Raw genomic sequence first — 18666 nt, 5'->3', positions numbered from 1 at the left:
CGGGATTTGTCTCGGCAAGCCTGGTTGGTTCTCACCCTAGCGGCGTTCGCAAGGGCGGCGGAGCCGCGGACAGCGCGGTGCCGCCATTAACCTAGTGCGGGCGGGGGCGGTGCCGCAGGTCGGTGTCGCGGTGCGGATTACCCCTCAATCGACCCTGCGATTCGGTCGACCCGGCTGCGCGGTCTACCATCGTCCGTAGTAGACGCTGGCGTCGCTGCTGCCATCTGAGGAGTCATCACGTGAGTATTCGCGAGCGCGCCGCGCCGCGCCGAATACGCGCAATACGTTCCACGTTGCTGGCGTACCTGTCGCTGACCAAGCCGCGGATCATCGAGTTGCTGCTGGTGACGACCATTCCGGCGATGCTGCTGGCCGATCGCGGCACGGTGAATCCGCTGCTGATCTTCAACACGCTTATCGGCGGGATGCTGGCCGCTGCGGGCGCGCACGCCCTCAACTGCGTCGTCGACGCCGACATCGACAAGGTGATGAAGCGCACGGCGCGCCGGCCGTTGGCCCGCGATGCGGTGCCCACCCGCAACGCGCTGGTGTTCGGTCTGGTGCTCGGCGGGGTCTCCTTCGTCTGGCTGTGGCGCACCACCTACCTGATGTCGGGCCTGCTGGCGGTGGCCACCATCGCCTTCTACGTCCTGGTCTACTCGATGCTGCTCAAACGGCACACCTCGCAGAACGTGGTCTGGGGCGGCGCGGCCGGTTGTATGCCGGTGGTGATCGGGTGGTCGGCGGTGACCGGCACCATCGGCTGGCAGGCGCTGGTGATGTTCGCGGTCATCTTCTTCTGGACGCCGCCGCACACCTGGGCGCTGGCGATGCGCTACAAGGAGGACTACGCGGCGGCGGGGGTGCCGATGCTGCCGGTGGTCGCCAGTGAGCGCGTCGTGACCCATCGCATCGTGCTCTACACCTGGGCGACGGTGGCCGCCACGCTGGCGCTGGTGCCCGCCGCCGGGTGGCTGTACGCCTCGGTCGCGTTCCTGGCCGGGGTCTGGTTCCTGACCATGGCCCACCAGCTCTACGCCGGCGTGCGCCGCGGTGAGCCGGTCAAGCCGCTGCGGCTGTTCTTGCAGTCGAACAACTACCTCGCGGTGGTGTTCTGCGCCCTTGCGGTGGACTCGGCCATCGGCCTGCCCACGCTGTTCTGAGCCCCCGCTAGCGCCGCCGGTCGTCGTTTTTCCACTCGAACCGGGTGTCGCCATCCGCGCCGAGCGCGACGGTGATCCGCTCGCGCATCCGGTGGGGCATCTGCGGCAGCGCGCTGAGCGCACACCAGCGGGCGTCGGTGCTCTCGTCGTCGGCCGGGTAGGGCTCGCCGCTCACCCAGCGCATGGCGAAGACATGGTCGAGGTACTGGGCGTGATCGCCGTTGGCGTGGATCACCGGCGCCGTGGCGTGTACCCAGGCGAGCCGCTGCGGTAAGGCGGTCACCCCGGTCTCCTCGGTGACCTCACGCACCGCGGCGTCGGCCGGCTCCTCACCGGGGTCGGCGATCCCGGTCACCGGCGCCCAGATGCCGTTGTCGGCCCGCTTGACGAGCAATACCTCCTCGCCCCGGCGCACCACCGCCGTCACGCCGATCAGCCACAGTGGGGCGGGGCCGATGCTGGCCCGGAGGTCGACGATGAACTGCGGAATCGGCATGTCGGCGATGGTGCCAGCAGCGCCGCTTCGTCTCGCGACGGGGCCAGACGCCACGCGGGCGGGTATGGCTTGCGTCTGCGGGCGAGGTGGTATTGAATCCTCGATAATGAAAATCATGTTCAACACCTCGCATGTGTTACCCGGCGGTCAGCCGTGACGCTCGCCGGGGTGTGGATGGGCTCGCCGCCCGAGGTGCATTCGGCGCTGTTGAGCGCCGGGCCCGGGCCGGGCCCGCTGCTGGCGTCGGCGGCGGCGTGGTCGGTGCTGAGCGCGGAGTACACGGCGGTCTCCGACGAGCTGGTGGCCGTGCTGGGCGCGGTGCAGGCCGAGGCGTGGCAGGGACCGAGCGCGGAGGCGTATCTGGCCGCCCACGGGCCGTACCTGGGGTGGCTGACCAAGGCCGGCGCCGACAGTGCTGCCGCGGCGGTGCAGTGCGAGACGGCGGCCGCGGCGTATGTGACCGCGTTGGCCTCGATGCCGACGTTGCCGGAGTTGGCGGCCAACCACGCCGTGCACGGCGTGTTGGTGGCGACGAATTTCTTCGGCATCAACACGATTCCGATCGCCGTGAACGAGGCCGACTATGCGCGGATGTGGGTGCAGGCGGCGACGACCATGGCGACCTATGAGGCGGTGGCGGGTTCGGCGTTGGCCTCGACACCGCAGACCTCGTCCGCGCCGCACATCGTCGAAGCATCCGGCCACGACCACGAGCACGAGCACGGCGGCGAGGCCAGCGAATGGGACGAGCAGGTTGCGCAGTGGCTGCGCTCGCTGACCGGTGGGCGAGTGGACTGGGATCCCGTGGAGGGCACCGTCAACGGCGTGGGTTACGACGCCTACACCGACCCGAGCCAGTTGATGTACTGGGTGGTGCGGGCGTTGGAGTTCAGCCAGGATTTCCAGCACTTCGGCAACCAGCTGCTGACCAATCCGGCCGGCGCCTTCCAGTACCTGGTTCAGCTGGCCTTGTTCGACTGGCCCACCCACATCGCCGAGATCGCCAGCTGGCTGGCCCAGTCGCCGCAGCTGGTGGCGCTGGCGCTGGGCGCGGCGGTGGCCCCCGCCGGATCGGTAGGCCTGGCGGGGCTGGCCGGACTGGCCGGGCTGCCGCAGCCGTCGGCTCCGATTTCCGTGCCGGTCGATGCGGGCGCGCAGGTGTTGCCCGCGGTGGGCGCCGTCCCGCCCGCGCCCGCGCTCTCCGCAGCGGTGGGTGGGGCGGCTCCGGCGCCGCCGGCACCGGCGAGCGCGGCGGCGGGTCCCGCGCCGGCATCGGCCGCTCCGGCGGCGCCGGCCGGGGCGTCGTTCGTGCCGCCCTACCTGATCGGCGGGCCCGGTGTCGGGTCGGGCACGGGGATGGGTGTCTCCGCACGGGCGGCGCGCAAGGCGCCCGAACCCGACAGCGCCGCCGCGGCGGCCGCCGCGCGTGAGGCCAATCGGGAGCGGGCCCAAGCCAGGCGCCGCCGGCGCGCCGGCAAGCACGACCACGCCGACCAGTTCATGACGATGGACGTGGGGGTCGATCCGGAGTGGCAGCTGCCGGACGACGAGCCGGTGCTGGCCGCCGACCGTGGCGCCGGGCCGTTGGGTTTCACCGGTAGCGCGGCCAAGGGAGGGCTCGCCGCGGTGGGCATGACCCGGCTGGCCGGTGCGTTCGGTAGCGGGCCGCGGGAGCCCATGGTGCCGGGCAGCTGGGGCGGGGGCGACGACCCCTCGCAATAAAGTTCGGGTAGCCGAAAATCAAAGTTCCCTGGCGTAAACTCAGTCGCCGTGCCAGGGGAGTGGATGGCGTCGCCGCCGGAGGTGCATTCGGCGCTGTTGAGCGCTGGGCCGGGGGCGGGCCCGCTGTTGGCGACGGCCTCGGCATGGTCAACGTTGAGCGCCGAGTACACGGCGGTGGCCGAAGAGTTGACCGTTGTGGTGGGCGCGGTGCAAGCCGAGGCGTGGCAGGGGCCGAGCGCGGAGTCGTACCTGGCCGCCCACGCTCCGTACCTGGCCTGGCTGGTCCAGGCCGCGGCGCACAGTGCGGCGGCAGCAGCCCGGTGCGAGACGGCGGCGGCGGCCTACAGCGCCGCGCTGGCGGCCATGCCGACACTGCCGGAGCTGGCCGCCAATCACGCCACCCACGCGGCCCTGGTGGCGACCAACTTCTTCGGCATCAACACCATTCCGATCGCGCTCAACGAAGCCGACTATGTCCGGATGTGGGTGCAGGCCGCCGCCACGATGGCGACCTATGAGGCGGTGGCGGGATCGGTGCTGGCCGCCGCGCCAAGCACCGCTGCGGCGCCGCAGATCCAACGGCCCGCCGCATCGACCGAGCCGCCGCCGTCGCAGAATCCCTTGCAGGGGCTGCTCGACATGCTCGAACCGATCCTGAAAAGCCTCGGCATCCAAGACGGCGTCACCGCCCACGACCCGATGATCTCCAATGCCCTGACCACCGCGGTCTCCCATTTCCTGCAGAACTTCGGGATCAACTGGAACCCCGCCGCCGGAACCCTCAACGGCCACGTCTACGACTACTATTCGAATGCCGCGCAACCGATCTGGTATCTGGCCCGATCCCTGGAGCTGTTCGAGGACTTCCTCAACGTGACCCAGAACCCGGCCCAGATCATCCCTGCGCTGCAATACATCGCGGCCCTGGTGCTCTTCGACTGGCCCACCCACATCGCCCAGCTGGCCACCACGATCAGCCAGTCCCCGGCGCTGGTGGCGGCCGCCGCCGGGGCCGTGGTGGCACCCGTGGGCTCCCTGGGCGGCCTGGCCGGTCTGGCCGGGTTGGGGGCGTCGGCGCCGCCGGCGCTCGCCGCCCCCGCGCCGGTGCCCCCGATGATCACCGCCGAGGTGACCGCGATCGGCCCGGCCACGGCCGCGGCACCGCCTGCTCCGCCTGCGCCACCACCGGCTCCCGCCGCCGCCGGCACCGCACCGGCCGCGGCCGCTCCTCCGCCGCCGGCACCGGCACCGGCGGCCACATTCGCGTTTCCCTACCTGGTCGGCGGCGGCCCGGGCATCGACTTCGGGTCGGGGCTGGGCGCGCGGGCAAGCGCCTCCGAGGGCGCCAAGAAGAAGACACCCACCCCGGAGGCCGCCGCGGCGGCGGAAGCCGCGGCGTCCCGGCGCTCGGCCCGCCGGCGCCGGCGCACGACCCGGCCGGGCCACGACGACGCGACCCTGCGGCTCACCGTCGGCGTGGAGCCGGACTGGGGGCCGACCGCGGCCTCGGAGCACGGTGCCGGGGATCTGGGGCACAACGGTGCGGTGCGCGACGACGATGTGATCCGCGCGGCCGGACTGACCCGGCTGGCCGGGGCGGAATTCGCCGAGAGCCCACGGCTGCCCCTGCTGCCCGGAGGCTGGCGGACCGGCTAGGGCAGCAGCACGATGGAACCGGTGGTCTTGCGGCCCTGCAGATCCCGGTGCGCCTCGGCCGCCTCGGCCAGCGGGTAACGCCGGCTCACCGTCACCTCGATGGTGCCCTGCGCGATCGCGTCGAACAATTCCCCTGCGCGCCAGGAGAATTCCTGCGCGGAGCGGGTGAAGTGAGCCAGGTTCGGCCGGGTCAGGTACACCGACCCCGCGGCGTTGAGCCGCTGCGGATCCACCGGTGGAACGGGCCCACTGGCCGCGCCGAACAGCGCCAGGGTGCCCCGGACGGCGAGGCTGGCCAGGCTCGCCACGAACGTCGTCGCACCCACGCCGTCGTATACCGCCGCGGCCCCGGCGCCGTCGGTCAGCTCCCGGATGCGAGCGCCGAAGGCGGCGGCCGCCGTGTCGTCCGAGCCGGGGTAGTCGAGTACCTCGACGGCACCGGCCGCTCGGGACAGTTCGGCCTTCGCCGCGGTCGACACCGTGGTGATCACCCGGGCGCCGAGCGCGGTCGCCCACTGGGTCAGGATCAACCCGACACCGCCCGCACCGGCGTGCAGCAAGACCGTGTCGCCGCTTTGCACCGGGTACACCGACATGATCAGGTAGTGCGCTGTCAGACCCTTGAGCAGGGCGGCGGCCGCCGTGTCGAAGCCCACGCCGGTAGGGATCTCTGCCACCAAAGATGCTGGCGCTGTGCAGTATTGCGCATAGGCGCCGGTTGCAGCCGCAGTCACCACGCGGTCACCCACGCTCAGCGCCGTCACCCCCGCGCCGACCTCGGCCACAGTGCCCGCGGCTTCGCCGCCGAGCACGAACGGCAGCTCGGCCGGGTAAATCCCGGAGCGGAAATAGGTGTCGATGTAGTTGACCCCGACCGCCTCGGCCCGGATCAGCACCTCCCCGGCGGCGGGGGACGGCTGCGGCCTGTCGACCAGGGTCAAGACCTCCGGGCCGCCGGTCGTGGCGATCTGCACGGCGTACATGGTGACTATCATCTCCGAATGTGAGGTCTGCATGAAGCTGGCCCGGCCCAATATCCTTCACCCGCGCATCGTGCTGGCGGGAGATCCGCGGGGCGGGGACGATGACGGTCCGGCCGCCGACGACGACGCGGGCCTGATCGCCGCGCTGCGGCACCGAGGGCTGCAGGCTCGCCGATTGCCCTGGGACGACCCGGAGACGCTCGAGGCGGACCTGGTGATCCTGCGTTCGGCCGCCGGCGGCGCGGCACGGCGCGTCGAGTTCCAGGCGTGGACCAAGCGGGTGCGCAACCTGCTGAACCCGCCGGAAGTGGTGGCCTGGAACTCCGACCCGCGCTACCTGGCCGACCTGCAGTGTGACGGGGTGCCGACTTCGCCCGGTGCGGCGAGCGCAACCACGGCGCTGGTGTTCTTCGGCGGCGGCCGTTCGCACGCGTTCGGAGCCGCCGGCACCGACCCCGACTTCGAGTTGTGGGACGTCGGCCGGGCCGCTCTGCGCGCAGCGGCGGAACGCATGAGCATCCGGATCGAGGAGTTGCTGTACGCGCGCGCCGAGGTAGCCGGAACTGCCGACGACGCGCGCCTGGTCAGCCTGGATCTTGTTGCACCGCAACTGGGTTGGGCCGATCTCACCGCCGACGAACGTGACCGGGCCCAGCGCCGGTTCGCCCTCGAGGTCGCCGCGGCGTTAGAGCGGCTCGGGTTGGGCCCGCTCGCGCAGCGACGCCCATAGCGCCGCGGTCGCGCCGGTGACCAGCACCGCACCCGCGACGTGCAAGGTGACCAATACGGCGGGCACCCCGGTGAAATATTGGACGACCCCGATCAGCCCCTGCCCGAAACTCAGGGCGATGACCGCCGCCAACCGGCGGGTCACCGTTTTCGCCGCCCCCACCGCGGCCAGCCCGAACGCCAGGCCCGCCAGCAGGCCGAGGAACGCGATCAGCAGGGACTCGTGCAGGTGGGCCAGCGTGGTCACCTCGACCTCGAGCCGGGCCACCGTGCGGGTCGCGCTCTTGTCGCCGGCGTGCGGTCCCGCGCCGGTCACCAGCGTGCCGGTGACCAGGACCGCGGCCAGCGTGAGGGCGCACAGTGCGGTCAACCGGCGCAACGGCGCCGCAACCCGATGGCGCACGACGGTGTCCGCATCGTCGGGCTCGCCGACCTTGACGTACAGCAGCACCGCCAGCCAGACCATCAGCATCGAGACCAGCAGGTGCACGGCCACCGTCCACCAGGCCAGCCCGGTGCGCACCGTGATACCGCCGATCACCGCCTGCAGCACCGTAGAGGCCGGCATCAACCAGGCGTAGACGAGCACCTCGGTGCGTCGTCGCGCCCGGATCACCGCGAGCACCGCCAGTGCCGAGGCGATGACCACCGCGAAGGTCACCATCCGGTTGCCGAACTCGATGGCCTGATGGATGCGCGGCACCTCGGAGACCGCCACCGGCACGTAACTGCCCGGGAAACACTGCGGCCAGGTCGGGCAGCCCAGTCCGGACGCGGTGACGCGGACGATCGCACCGGTCACCGAGATGAAACCCTGGGTGAAGACGACCGCGGCGGCCAGCAGCCGCTGGGTGCGCAGGTTGGGATCGGGCAGCAGATCCACCAGGCGCATCAGAAATCGTCCCACGGGGGGATCGTAGAGGATTGCTAACTACAGCATGTAGTAGGTAGGGCTCAGCTGAAGCGGAACCAGCGCACCGCGCCGACGCCGGCCAGCAGCCCCCACACCGCCACCACCGCGACGCCGAACCAGTCGAACGACACGGCCAGGGCCTGCGCCAGCGCCTCGGTGAGCGCCCCCGACGGGGTGAGCCGGGCAAGCCAGCGGATCGCATCGGGCACCAGGTCGGTTTCCACGGTCAGCGCCGAGAACCCGCCGAACACGAACCACATCAGGTTGGCTACGGCCAGCACGATCTCGGCCCGCAGGCTACCGCCGAGCAGCAGGCCCAACGCCGCGAAGCACGCCGTACCCAGCGCGATGACCACCGCGCCCAGACCCAGCCCGATCAGCGTCGGCCGCCAGCCCAGCGCGACGCCGATCAACCCGAGCAGCACCGACTGCAGCAGCACCACCGTGGCCACCGACAGGGACTTACCGGTGATGACGCCCCACACCGGCAAGGCGGTGGCGCCCAGTCGTTTCAGCGCCCCGTAGCGGCGGTCGAAGGCCACCGCGATCGCCTGGCCGGTGAAGGCGGTGGCGATCACGGCCAGCGACATGATCACCGGTAGCAGGGTGGTGGCGCGCTCGGCGTGGCCCTCGCCGAACGGACCCAGCGGCAGCACCGACATCCCGACCAGCAGTGTGATCGGGATGAACATCGTCAGCAACAGCTGCTCGCCGTTGCGCAGCAGCAGGGTCAGTTCCAGCCGGTACTGCGCGGCCAGCATGGCGGGGATGCTGCTGGGCCGGGGGTCGGGGGTGAAGGTACCCGGCGGGAACGAGCGATCGGTGGTCATGCGCGCAGCTCCCGTCCCGTCAGCTCCAAGAACACGTCCTCCAGGCTGCGCTGCTCGACCCGAAGCTGGGTGGCCAACACGTCCAGGCGGGCGCACCAGGCGGTCACGGTCGCTAGTACCTGCGGGTCCACCGGTCCTTCGACGAGGTATTCGCCGGGCTGCACCTCGCTGGCCCGATAGCCCTCCGGCAGCGCGGTGATCAGCAATGACAGGTCCAGGCGCGGGGGCGCGCTGAACCGCACCTGCCCCTGGGCGCCGCTTCGGGTCAGTTCCGCGGGCGTTCCGGCGGCCACCGCCGCGCCGTGGTCGATGATCAGCAGCCGGTCGGCAAGCTCCTCGGCCTCCCGAAGATGGTGGGTCGTCAGCACCACGGTCACGCCGTCGCGGCGCAGCGCGTCGATCAGCTCCCACACCAGCAGGCGCGCGTGCGCGTCCATTCCGGCCGTGGGCTCGTCGAGAAACACCAGCTCCGGGCGGCCGACCAGGGCGCAGGCCAGGGCGAGCCGCTGTTGCTGCCCGCCCGAAAGCCTGCGGTAGGTGGTGCGGGCCGCGTCGGTGAGGCCGAGGGTGTCGAGCAGCCACTGCGGGTCCAGCGGGTTCGCCGAATACGACGCCACCAGCTTGAGCATCTCGCCGGCGCGGGCCGCCGGGTAGCCGCCGCCGCCCTGCAGCATCACGCCGATGCGCTCCCGCAGCCGGTCGTTGTCGGCGATCGGGTCCAGCCCGAGCACTTCGATGGTGCCGGCGTCCGGGCGCACGAAGCCCTCGCACATCTCGACCGTCGTCGTCTTGCCGGCGCCGTTGGGGCCGAGCAGCGCGAACACCTCGGCGGTATGCACCTCGAGATCAAGGCCGGCGACCGCCTCGGTGGCTGTTGGGCCGGCCCCGTAACGTTTGCGCACCCCGCGCAACCGCACCGCGACAGCTGAGTTCACGGGGAATCAGCGTAAGCGTCGGCCACGGCGGGGGACCGCGGGGTGGGTCCCGGCGCCGGTGGATCGCCCGGGCGGCCTGGCTCGGCGGGCAGCTCCCGCCACGGCAGGTGCCGATAGGTCAGCAGGAACAGCGCCATCACCACGACGGCGCTGGCCACGGTGGCGTCCACGATCTGGAACAAGGCGAATCGGTCGCCGTTGGCGGTCGGGCCGAAGATCCCGACCACCAGCGTCACCGCGATCACCGCGATCCGGAAGCTCGGGCGGGTCGCCCAGGCGGCGAGGGGAATGATCGCCCACAGCAGATACCAGGGCTGCACCACCGGGAACAGCAGCACCGTGATGCCCAGCGCGACGCCGAGCCCGCCGACTGGGTGCAGCCGGCCCTGGAACACCACCAGCAGCAGCCAGATCACCATCACCGCGATGATCAGCACGCCGATGCCACGCGTCAGCGAGAGCACCGCGGTGGTGTGATCGCCCAGGCCCAGCAGGGTTCCCACCTGGCCGGTGCCGAGCGCGATCAGGGTCGGGGGCGACATCCAGCTGCGGACCACGTTGGCGGTGCCGAGGGTGAAGACCCAGCCGAAGCCCAGCCCGCTGGCCCAGCCGATCAGGCCCATCACCGCCACCGCCAAGGCGCTGCTGCCGGCCCCGGCGAGCACAAACGCCCGCAGGTCGCCGCCCCAGCGCCAGCCCAGGGCCATCGCCACGAAGCCGAGCGCCAGTAGTGATGGCAGCTTGACCTGCGACGACATCGTGATCAGCACCGCGCCGAGGATCAACTCGGTCAGTGGAACCCAGTCCCGCACCGGCCGGCGCAGGCCCGGCAGCAGGGGTTTGGCCGCGGTGACCCCGCGCAGGGCGAACTCGGTGCCGGTCAGCATCAGGCCGAGCATCAGGGCCTCGTTGTGGATGCCGGCGACCAGGTGCATCAGCAGCAGGGGGTTGGCCGCGCCCAGCCACAGCGCGCTGACCTCGGCCACCCCGCAGCGCGCCGCCAGGCGCGGCACCGCCCACACGATCAGCCCGACGCCGAGCAATACCACCACGCGGTGGAACAGCACCGCGGTGACGATGTTCTCCCCGGTCAGCGCCGAGATTCCGCGGCCGATCCACAAGAACAGCGGTCCGTAGGGCGCCGGCGTCTCGCGCCACAGGCTGGGCACCGACAGAGTGAACACGTGGTCGAGGCCCAGGGCCGGGGCCGGACCCACCCGGTAGGGGTCCAGGCCCAGCCGCGAGATCTGACTCTGGGCTAGGTAGGAGTACACGTCCTTGCTGTACATCGGCGGGGCGACCAGCAGCGGCAGCATCCACAGCAGCAGGGTGCGGTCGAGTTGGCTGCGCGACATCCGCCGGTTGCCCGCCGGCATCGAAGACAACGCGAAGCGGCCCAGCATCAGCCAGGCCAGCGCCATCATCACCGCGCCGGTGGTGGTCATGGTCAGCGCCACCGTCTGCAGGCGTGACGGAAGGTTCAGCAGCCGTACCCCGAAGGTGGGGTCCTGGATCACCGGCCGCGCACCGGCCCCGAGCGCACCGATCGCCATCAGCACGGTGCCGCTCGCGCCGAACAGCCGGGTGCGCCGCAGCGCGACCAGTTCCGCGTCGTTGAGGGGCGTGCCGACGGTGCGCTCATCGCCGTGCAGATGTGCGATCGACGTGCTCAGCGAGTGCCGGCGGACTGCCATCCCTGCAGCGTAACGGCCCGCCGGACTCCTCCGGCCCCGCCCGCGGGTTGCGGGCTGTGACCAGCGCAACTGTCGATTCGGGCCGAACTGAGGTAACCCTGCCTAGACCCGGCCCCGGAATTGCGTCACACTGGTGTTGTGAAAATCAAGGCTGAGGCGAAGGACGCCACCAAACCCGCCGGGCAGCGCCCCGGCGGTGCGGTTTCGGCTGCGTCTCAGCCGGCGGCGGACCTGGCCGGCGGCCATGATTCCCCCGAGGGCCGTACCCGCCACGCGGTGGTGCGACTGCTGATGGAATCCGGATCGATCACCGCGGGGGAGATCGGCGCCCGGCTGGGTTTGTCGGCAGCCGGGGTGCGCCGCCACCTGGACGCCCTGATCGAGATGGGTGATGCCGAGGCGCATGCGCCGGCGTCCTGGCAGCAGGTCGGCCGCGGGCGGCCGGCAAAGCGGTTCCAGCTGACCGCGGCCGGGCGGGGCAAGCTCGGCCACCGCTACGACGACCTCGCGGTGGCAGCGATGCGCCAGCTACGCGAGATCGGCGGTGAGGACGCGGTGGTCGCGTTCGCCCGCCAGCGCATCGATACCATCCTGTCCGAGGTCGCGGCCGTTGCCGCCCGCGGCGACAGCGACCCCGAGGAGGATCTGGAGGCGACCGCGGAACGGATCGCCGCGGCGCTGACCGAGGCCGGCTACGCCGCTTCCACCGCCCGGGTGGAGGGTGGTGTCCCGGGGGTGCAGATCCTGCAGCACCATTGCCCGGTGGCCAACGTCGCCAAGGAGTTCCCGGAGCTGTGCCGGGCCGAGCGGCAGGCCATGGCCGAAGTACTGGGCACCCACGTGCAGCGGCTGGCGACGATCGCCGACGGCGGCTACGTCTGCACCACCCACGTACCGCTGACCAACAGGACCGCCAAGTCGGTCCGGGCCGGCACGACAACCAAAGCCGGCAAGGCCGGCGCCGCCGAAAAACAGCACTAGCCGCACCGATCGACCTTCGGCGCACAGCCTGCGCCGAAGCCATCACGAGCACTGAAGGAGCGTCACCATGACACTCACGCCGGAGGCCACCGCTTCCCCCACGGCGGCCACAGAGCCGCTGACCCAGGAAGACACGATCGCGTCGCTGGGCCGGTACGAATACGGTTGGGCCGACACCGATGCCGCGGGCGCCGCCGCCCAGCGCGGTCTCTCCGAGGACGTCGTGCGCGACATCTCCGCGAAGAAGAACGAGCCGGAGTGGATGCTGCAGGCTCGGCTGCGCGCATACCGGACCTTCATGAAGAAGCCGATGCCCAACTGGGGCTCGGATCTGTCCGGGATCGACTTCGACAACATCAAATACTTCGTCCGGTCCACCGAGAAGCAGGCCCAGACGTGGGACGACCTGCCCGAGGACATCCGCAACACCTATGACCGGCTGGGCATCCCGGAGGCCGAGAAGCAGCGCTACATCGGTGGGGTGGCCGCACAGTACGAGTCCGAGGTGGTCTACCACAAGATCCGCGAAGACCTTGAGGCGCAGGGCGTCATCTTCCTCGACACCGACACCGCGCTCAAGGAACACGAGGAGTTGTTCCGGGAGAACTTCGCCACCGTCATCCCCGCCGGGGACAACAAGTTCTCCGCGCTGAACACCGCGGTGTGGAGCGGGGGATCGTTCATCTACGTGCCCAAGGGCGTGCACGTCGACATCCCGTTGCAGGCCTACTTCCGGATCAACACCGAGAACATGGGCCAGTTCGAGCGCACCCTGATCATCGTCGACGAAGACGCCTACGTGCACTACATCGAGGGCTGCACCGCGCCGGTGTACTCCAGCGACTCGCTGCACTCGGCGGTGGTGGAGATCATCGTCAAACCCCGGGGCCGGTGCCGCTACACCACCATTCAGAACTGGTCGGTCAACGTCTACAACCTGGTCACCAAGCGGGCGCGCGCCGAAGAGGGCGCCACCATGGAATGGGTCGACGGCAACATCGGCTCCAAGGTCACCATGAAGTACCCGGCGGTGTGGATGACCGGCGAACACGCCAAGGGCGAGGTGCTCTCGGTGGCGTTCGCCGGCGAGGACCAGCACCAGGACACCGGCGCCAAGATGCTGCACCTGGCGCCCAACACGTCGTCGAACATCGTGTCGAAGTCGGTGGCGCGCAGCGGGGGCCGGTCCTCCTACCGGGGTCTGGTGGAGATCCACAAGGGCGCGCACGGGGCGAAGTCGAGCGTGAAATGCGATGCGCTGCTGGTCGACGACGTCAGCCGCAGTGACACCTACCCCTACGTCGACATCCGCGAGGACGACGTCACCGTGGGCCACGAGGCCACCGTGTCGAAGGTCAGCGAGAACCAGCTGTTCTACCTGATGAGCCGCGGTCTGACCGAGGACGAGGCGATGGCGATGGTGGTGCGCGGCTTCGTGGAGCCGATCGCCAAGGAACTGCCGATGGAGTACGCGCTGGAGCTCAACAAGCTGATCCAGCTGCAGATGGAAGGCTCGGTGGGCTAGTGACTTCGACGGATGTGAGGTCCGCCTCCACCACCAACCTGACCGAGGCAGCCGAAGGCGTCAACAAGGGTGCCCAGTTCACCTCGTTCGACGTCGAGGCCTTCGAGGTGCCGCACGGTCGCGACGAGGCGTGGCGGTTCACCCCGCTGCGCCGGCTGCGCGGCCTGCACGACGGCTCCGCGGTCGCCGACGGGTCGGCCACGATCGAGGTCTCGGCGGACGCGGCGGTGCGGACCGAGACCGTGCAGCGCGGCGACGACCGGTTGGGCGCGGCGGGCGTACCCGCCGACCGGATTGCCGCCCAAGCCTTTTCGGCGTTCCGTGACGCGACGGTGGTCACCGTGCCCAAGGGCACGAGCGTCGAGGAGCCGATCACCATCACCGTCACCGGTCCCGGAACCGGTGCGACGGCCTACGGACACCTGCAGCTGCGGGCCGAGGAACTGTCGCGGGCGACGGTCGTCATCGACATCCGGGGCAGCGGAACCTACGCCGACAACGTCGAATTCGTCGTCGATGACGCCGCGCAGCTGACCGTGGTGTGGATCGCCGACGCCGCCGCGGACCTGGTGCACGTCAGCATGCACCACGCGGCGCTGGGCAAGGATGCGGTGCTGCGCCACACCGCCATCGAGCTGGGCGGCGAGTTGGTGCGACTGACCGGGCGGGTCCGGTTCGACGGCCCGGGCGGCGACGCCGAGCTGCTCGGCCTGTACTTCGCCGACGACGGCCAGCACCTCGAGTCGCGGCTGCTGGTCGACCACGGCCAGCCCAACTGCCGCTCCAACGTGCTCTACAAGGGCGCGCTGCAGGGCGACCCCGATTCGGCACTGCCGGACGCCCATACCGTCTGGGTCGGTGACGTGCTGATCCGCGCCGCGGGCGTGGGCACCGACACCTTCGAGGTGAACCGCAATCTGGTGCTGGCCGACGGTGCCCGCGCGGACTCGATCCCCAACCTGGAGATCGAGACCGGTGAGATCATCCAGGCCGGCCATGCCAGCGCAACCGGGCGATTCGATGACCTGCAGTTGTTCTATCTGCAGGCGCGCGGCATTCCAGAAGATCAGGCCAGACGGCTGATCGTGCGGGGTTTCTTCGGCGAGATCATCTCCAAGATCCCCGTACCGTTCGTGCAGGAGCGCCTCACCGAAGCCGTCGAGCGTGAACTCGCGGTCACCGAGAACAAGTAGCCACCAAGACTTAAGGACACGAATCAGCAATGAGCACACTGGAAATCAAAGACCTGCACGTGAGCGTCTCGCCGGGCGGCGTCGGCGACGATGCAACGGAGTCGATCCCGATCCTGCACGGCGTCGACCTGACGGTGAACTCCGGTGAGACCCACGCGCTGATGGGGCCCAACGGGTCGGGCAAGTCGACCCTGTCGTACGCGATCGCGGGCCACCCCAAATACACGGTGACGTCCGGGTCGATCACCCTCGACGGCCAGGACGTGCTGGAGATGACGGTGGACGAACGCGCACGCGCCGGTCTCTTTCTGGCGATGCAATACCCGGTCGAGGTGCCCGGGGTGTCGATGTCGAACTTCCTGCGCACCGCGGTGACCGCGGTGCGCGGCGAGGCCCCGAAGCTGCGCGCCTGGATCAAGGAGCAGCGCGCGGCCTTCAGCGAGCTGGGCATCGATTCCGGCTTCGCCGAGCGCAATGTCAACGAAGGCTTCTCCGGCGGGGAGAAGAAGCGCCACGAGATCCTGCAGCTGAGTTTGCTCAAGCCCAAGATCGCGATCCTCGACGAGACCGACTCCGGCCTGGACGTCGACGCGCTGCGGGTGGTCAGCGAAGGGGTGAATCGCTACCAGCAGGCCGAGAACGGCGGCGTGCTGCTGATCACCCACTACACCCGGATCCTGCGCTACATCCAGCCGCAGTTCGTGCACGTCTTCGCCGGTGGGCGCATCGTCGAGTCGGGCGGCCCGGAGCTCGCCAACGAGCTCGAGGAGAGCGGCTACGAGCGCTTCACCGAGCAGGCCCCGGCGGGAGCCTGACATGACGGTGTCGGTCAGTCGTCCGGCGGCGCCGGACCTCGACGCGATTCGGGCGGACTTCCCGATCCTGAATCGCGTGATGCGCGGCGGAACTCGGCTGGCCTACCTGGATTCCGGCGCCACCTCGCAGCGTCCACTGCAGGTGCTGGACGCCGAGCGGGAGTTCCTGCTGAACTCCAACGGCGCGGTGCACCGCGGCGCGCACCAGCTCATGGAGGAGGCCACCGACGCCTACGAGGACGGCCGGCGCGCCATCGCGCGTTTCGTCGGTGCCGACCCGGACGAGCTGGTGTTCACCAAGAACGCCACCGAATCGCTGAACCTGGTCTCCTATGCACTCGGCGATGATCGCTTCGAGGCCGCCGTGGGCCCGGGCGACGTCATCGTCACCACCGAGTTGGAGCATCACGCCAACCTGATTCCGTGGCAGGAGTTGGCGCGTCGCACCGGTGCCACGCTGCGCTGGTATGAGGTGACCGGCGACGGACGCATCGACCTGGACTCGCTGAAACTCGACGAACGGGTCAAAGTCGTTGCATTCACCCACCATTCGAACGTGACGGGCGCGTTGGCTCCGGTAGCCGAACTGGTGGCGCGGGCCAAGGAGGTGGGTGCGTTCACGGTGCTGGACGCGTGCCAATCGGTGCCGCACCAGCCGGTCGACCTGCACACCCTGGACGTCGACTTCGCCGCCTTCTCCGGCCACAAGATGCTCGGCCCCAACGGGATCGGGGTGCTCTACGGTCGCCGTGAGCTGTTGGCGGCCCTGCCGCCGTTTCTCACCGGCGGGTCGATGATCGAGACCGTGACGATGTCCTCGAGCACCTACGCCCCGCCGCCGCAACGTTTCGAGGCCGGTACGCCGATGACCTCGCAGGTGGTCGGGCTGGCCGCGGCCGTCCGCTACTTGGAGGCGATCGGGATGGACGTCGTGGAAGCCCATGAACGCGAGCTGGTGGCCGCCACCCTGGAAGGGCTGGCCGGCATCGACGGGGTGCGCATCGTCGGGCCGACCACGATGACTGACCGCGGGTCGCCGGTCTCATTCGTGATCGACGGTGTGCACGCACACGACGTCGGCCAGGTGCTCGACGACGACGGTGTCGCGGTGCGGGTGGGTCACCACTGCGCAATGCCGTTGCACCGCAAGTTCAATGTGGCGGCCACCGCTCGGGCGTCGTTCGCGGTGTACAACACCCACGACGAGGTTGAGCGGCTGCTGGAGGGAATCCACCGGGCCGTGAAATTCTTCGGCGGGGTGTGAAGACGTGCGACTCGAGCAGTTCTATCAGGAAGTGATCCTCGATCACTACAAGCACCCGCAGCATCGTGGGCTGCGGGAACCCTTCGGGGCCGAGGTGCACCACGTCAACCCGACCTGTGGCGACGAGCTGACCCTGCGGGTGGCGTTGTCGGCCGACGGTGAGCAGATCGCCGACATCTCCTATGACGGGCAGGGCTGCTCGATCTCGCAGGCCGCGACCTCGGTGCTGGCTTCTGAGGTGATCGGATTGACTGTGCCCCAAGCCTTGACGAAGTTCGACGCGTTCCACGAGATGATCTCGTCGCGGGGAACCGTGGAGGGTGACGAGGAAGTGCTCGGCGACGGTGTCGCGTTCGCCGGGGTCGCCAAGTATCCGGCGCGGGTCAAGTGTGCGCTGCTGGGCTGGATGGCGTTCAAAGACGCGTTGGCGCAAGCTCTCGCGAAGGCAGAGGAACAACCACTGGCGTCCGTCAGTGCGACAACTCAGGAGATGAAGCAATGAGCGAAACCGGACCGGACGAGCTGCTCGCCGAGGTCGAGGAGTCGATGCATGATGTCATCGACCCCGAGATCGGCATCAACGTCATGGACTTGGGGCTGGTCTACGACTTGTCGATCCGGCAGGACGAGGACGGTGCCGCCGCCGTCGTGACCATGACGCTCACCTCACCGGCTTGCCCGCTGCAGGACATGATCGCCGAACAGGTCGAGAACGCCACGGTGGGCGCGGGCCTGGTCAAAAAGCTCGACCTGTCCTGGGTCTGGGAGCCGGCCTGGGGCCCGGACAAGATCACCGACGAGGGCCGCGAGATGATGCGCGCCGTCGGTTTCACGGTCTGAGGGAGCCGGCCGCGTGTTCTGGCTGTGCAGGACATGCGGCGTCGAGCACGACGCCACGCCGGAGGTCTGCACGATCTGCGCCGACGAGCGGCAGTGGGTGCCGGCCGAAGGGCAGCAGTGGGCGACGCTGGAGGAGTTGGCCGCCGAGGGCGTTCGGTCCACCGTCGCCGTCCTAGAACCCGGGCTGATCGCGCTCGGCAGCACCCCGCCGCTGGGGATCGGTCAGCTGGGCAAGCTGGTGTGCACCGTGGGCGGGAACGTGCTGTGGGACCCCTCGGGGTTCCTCGACGATGCCGCCGTGGCCGCGGTGACCGAGCGCGGCCCGGTCGTCGGGATCGTCGCGAGCCATCCGCACATGTTTGGCGCCCAGGTCCAGTGGAGCCGCCGCCTCGGTGGGGTGCCGGTGTACGTCAACGCCGCCGACGCGCACTGGGTGATGCGGCCCGACCCGGTGATCAACTACTGGTCGGACCGCTTGACGCTCACACCGACGCTGACCGTGGTCCAGGTCGGTGGGCATTTCCCCGGCAGCGCGGTGGCCTGCTGGGCGGACGGCGCCGACGGGCGCGGGGTGCTGCTGGTCGGCGACACCATCTTCCCGAACCCGGATCGGCGCACCGTGGCCTTCTTGCGCAGCTATCCGAATCGGATCCCGTTGTCGGCAACGGTGGTGCAGCGGATGGCCGACACCCTGGCCGACCTGCGGTTCGACCGGATCTACGGGCTGCTGGCCAATACCATCGATACCGGCGGCGCGGCGGCGGTGCGATTCTCCGCCGACCGCCATGCTGCCTGGGTGCGCGGCGACTACGACGACCTGACCTGATCCGGCCCGAACGGCCGGGTGACCGGGCTCGTGATGGTCGCTGACATACTCGTCGCGTGAACCGCGTAGGGCCTTCGGCGGCGGTCGACTGCGACTGAGAA

The 18666-nt window shown here is 70.0% G+C and carries 18 protein-coding genes; 12 read left to right on the top strand and 6 right to left on the bottom strand.

Annotated features, from left to right (window positions below; genetic code table 11):
- Window positions 1–239: 239 nt before the first annotated feature.
- Window positions 240–1163 carry a heme o synthase gene (locus BST28_RS01010; protein ID WP_029249376.1) on the top strand — a complete coding sequence of 308 codons (924 nt, stop codon included), beginning with the start codon at window positions 240–242 and terminating at the stop codon, window positions 1161–1163.
- A 7-nt stretch (window positions 1164–1170) separates the two neighbouring features.
- Here BST28_RS01010 and BST28_RS01005 read toward each other — a convergent pair whose 3' ends face one another.
- On the bottom strand, window positions 1171–1659 hold the full coding sequence (locus tag BST28_RS01005; protein ID WP_083079502.1) for an NUDIX hydrolase: 489 nt from the start codon (window positions 1657–1659) through the stop codon (window positions 1171–1173).
- Window positions 1660–1833: 174 nt separating this feature from the next.
- Between BST28_RS01005 and BST28_RS01000 the strand changes: the two genes are divergently transcribed.
- Window positions 1834–3381, top strand: a complete 1548-nt coding sequence (locus BST28_RS01000) for a PPE family protein (protein WP_065288831.1) — start codon at window positions 1834–1836, stop codon at window positions 3379–3381.
- A gap of 63 nt (window positions 3382–3444) precedes the next feature.
- On the top strand, window positions 3445–5037 hold the full coding sequence (locus BST28_RS00995; RefSeq protein ID WP_065288809.1) for a PPE family protein: 1593 nt from the start codon (window positions 3445–3447) through the stop codon (window positions 5035–5037).
- Here the strand turns inward: BST28_RS00995 and BST28_RS00990 are convergent.
- Window positions 5034–6020, bottom strand: a complete 987-nt coding sequence (locus BST28_RS00990; protein ID WP_065288810.1) for a quinone oxidoreductase family protein — start codon at window positions 6018–6020, stop codon at window positions 5034–5036. The two genes, BST28_RS00995 and BST28_RS00990, sit on opposite strands and share 4 nt — an antisense overlap.
- A gap of 31 nt (window positions 6021–6051) precedes the next feature.
- On the opposite strand from BST28_RS00990, the gene BST28_RS00985 reads away from it, so the two are divergent.
- Window positions 6052–6750 (top strand): DcsG N-terminal domain-containing protein, encoded by a 699-nt coding sequence (locus BST28_RS00985; protein WP_029248861.1) that lies wholly within the window; start codon window positions 6052–6054, stop codon window positions 6748–6750.
- On the opposite strand, the gene BST28_RS00980 is transcribed toward BST28_RS00985, so the two are convergent.
- From BST28_RS00980 to mptB, 4 genes are all read right to left on the bottom strand, one after another.
- The gene (locus BST28_RS00980; protein WP_043335251.1) at window positions 6706–7641 is read right to left on the bottom strand and encodes a COX15/CtaA family protein; all 936 of its coding nucleotides are present in this window, start codon (window positions 7639–7641) and stop codon (window positions 6706–6708) included. The genes BST28_RS00985 and BST28_RS00980 overlap by 45 nt on opposite strands.
- Before the next feature lie 62 nt (window positions 7642–7703).
- On the bottom strand, window positions 7704–8492 hold the full coding sequence (locus BST28_RS00975) for an ABC transporter permease (RefSeq protein WP_019735441.1): 789 nt from the start codon (window positions 8490–8492) through the stop codon (window positions 7704–7706).
- On the bottom strand, window positions 8489–9427 hold the full coding sequence (locus tag BST28_RS00970; RefSeq protein WP_109510959.1) for an ABC transporter ATP-binding protein: 939 nt from the start codon (window positions 9425–9427) through the stop codon (window positions 8489–8491). Before BST28_RS00970 ends, BST28_RS00975 begins: the two co-directional genes overlap by 4 nt.
- A complete protein-coding gene (gene mptB / locus BST28_RS00965; RefSeq protein WP_019735439.1) occupies window positions 9424–11121 on the bottom strand; it encodes a polyprenol phosphomannose-dependent alpha 1,6 mannosyltransferase MptB in 1698 nt (565 codons plus the stop codon). The genes BST28_RS00970 and mptB overlap by 4 nt, the downstream gene beginning before the upstream one ends.
- A gap of 138 nt (window positions 11122–11259) precedes the next feature.
- On the opposite strand from mptB, the gene BST28_RS00960 reads away from it, so the two are divergent.
- From BST28_RS00960 to BST28_RS00925, 8 genes are all read left to right on the top strand, one after another.
- Window positions 11260–12102 carry a helix-turn-helix transcriptional regulator gene (locus tag BST28_RS00960; RefSeq protein WP_019735438.1) on the top strand — a complete coding sequence of 281 codons (843 nt, stop codon included), beginning with the start codon at window positions 11260–11262 and terminating at the stop codon, window positions 12100–12102.
- 67 nt (window positions 12103–12169) lie between these two features.
- A complete protein-coding gene (sufB, locus tag BST28_RS00955; RefSeq protein ID WP_019735437.1) occupies window positions 12170–13627 on the top strand; it encodes a Fe-S cluster assembly protein SufB in 1458 nt (485 codons plus the stop codon).
- Window positions 13627–14820, top strand: a complete 1194-nt coding sequence (gene sufD, locus BST28_RS00950; protein WP_083079500.1) for a Fe-S cluster assembly protein SufD — start codon at window positions 13627–13629, stop codon at window positions 14818–14820. Before sufB ends, sufD begins: the two co-directional genes overlap by 1 nt.
- 29 nt (window positions 14821–14849) lie before the next feature.
- Window positions 14850–15635, top strand: a complete 786-nt coding sequence (sufC, locus tag BST28_RS00945) for a Fe-S cluster assembly ATPase SufC (protein WP_083079498.1) — start codon at window positions 14850–14852, stop codon at window positions 15633–15635.
- A gap of 1 nt (window position 15636) precedes the next feature.
- Window positions 15637–16899 carry a cysteine desulfurase gene (locus BST28_RS00940; protein WP_065288814.1) on the top strand — a complete coding sequence of 421 codons (1263 nt, stop codon included), beginning with the start codon at window positions 15637–15639 and terminating at the stop codon, window positions 16897–16899.
- Window positions 16900–16903: 4 nt separating this feature from the next.
- Window positions 16904–17401, top strand: a complete 498-nt coding sequence (sufU, locus tag BST28_RS00935; RefSeq protein ID WP_019734656.1) for a Fe-S cluster assembly sulfur transfer protein SufU — start codon at window positions 16904–16906, stop codon at window positions 17399–17401.
- Window positions 17398–17739 carry a metal-sulfur cluster assembly factor gene (locus BST28_RS00930; protein ID WP_019734657.1) on the top strand — a complete coding sequence of 114 codons (342 nt, stop codon included), beginning with the start codon at window positions 17398–17400 and terminating at the stop codon, window positions 17737–17739. The genes sufU and BST28_RS00930 overlap by 4 nt, the downstream gene beginning before the upstream one ends.
- A gap of 13 nt (window positions 17740–17752) precedes the next feature.
- Window positions 17753–18565 carry an MBL fold metallo-hydrolase gene (locus BST28_RS00925; RefSeq protein ID WP_083079495.1) on the top strand — a complete coding sequence of 271 codons (813 nt, stop codon included), beginning with the start codon at window positions 17753–17755 and terminating at the stop codon, window positions 18563–18565.
- Window positions 18566–18666 lie beyond the last annotated feature (101 nt).

This window comes from Mycolicibacter kumamotonensis (assembly GCF_002086285.1).
Taxonomy (GTDB): Bacteria; Actinomycetota; Actinomycetes; order Mycobacteriales; family Mycobacteriaceae; genus Mycobacterium; species Mycobacterium kumamotonense.
The sequence above is the reverse complement of the archived record's forward strand: the minus strand, read 5'-3'. Positions and strand labels throughout refer to the sequence as shown.

Excerpts from the sequence above, each read along its gene's own strand:
- BST28_RS01005 (WP_083079502.1), bottom strand. The coding sequence starts at position 1,659 with ATGCCGATTCCGCAGTTCATCGTCGACCTCCGGGCCAGCATCGGCCCC.
- BST28_RS01000 (WP_065288831.1), top strand. The coding sequence starts at position 1,834 with ATGGGCTCGCCGCCCGAGGTGCATTCGGCGCTGTTGAGCGCCGGGCCC.
- BST28_RS00995 (WP_065288809.1), top strand. The coding sequence starts at position 3,445 with ATGGCGTCGCCGCCGGAGGTGCATTCGGCGCTGTTGAGCGCTGGGCCG.
- BST28_RS00990 (WP_065288810.1), bottom strand. The coding sequence starts at position 6,020 with ATGTACGCCGTGCAGATCGCCACGACCGGCGGCCCGGAGGTCTTGACC.
- BST28_RS00985 (WP_029248861.1), top strand. The coding sequence starts at position 6,052 with ATGAAGCTGGCCCGGCCCAATATCCTTCACCCGCGCATCGTGCTGGCG.
- BST28_RS00980 (WP_043335251.1), bottom strand. The coding sequence starts at position 7,641 with ATGCGCCTGGTGGATCTGCTGCCCGATCCCAACCTGCGCACCCAGCGG.
- BST28_RS00975 (WP_019735441.1), bottom strand. The coding sequence starts at position 8,492 with ATGACCACCGATCGCTCGTTCCCGCCGGGTACCTTCACCCCCGACCCC.
- mptB (WP_019735439.1), bottom strand. The coding sequence starts at position 11,121 with ATGGCAGTCCGCCGGCACTCGCTGAGCACGTCGATCGCACATCTGCAC.
- sufB (WP_019735437.1), top strand. The coding sequence starts at position 12,170 with ATGACACTCACGCCGGAGGCCACCGCTTCCCCCACGGCGGCCACAGAG.
- sufC (WP_083079498.1), top strand. The coding sequence starts at position 14,850 with ATGAGCACACTGGAAATCAAAGACCTGCACGTGAGCGTCTCGCCGGGC.
- BST28_RS00940 (WP_065288814.1), top strand. The coding sequence starts at position 15,637 with ATGACGGTGTCGGTCAGTCGTCCGGCGGCGCCGGACCTCGACGCGATT.
- BST28_RS00930 (WP_019734657.1), top strand. The coding sequence starts at position 17,398 with ATGAGCGAAACCGGACCGGACGAGCTGCTCGCCGAGGTCGAGGAGTCG.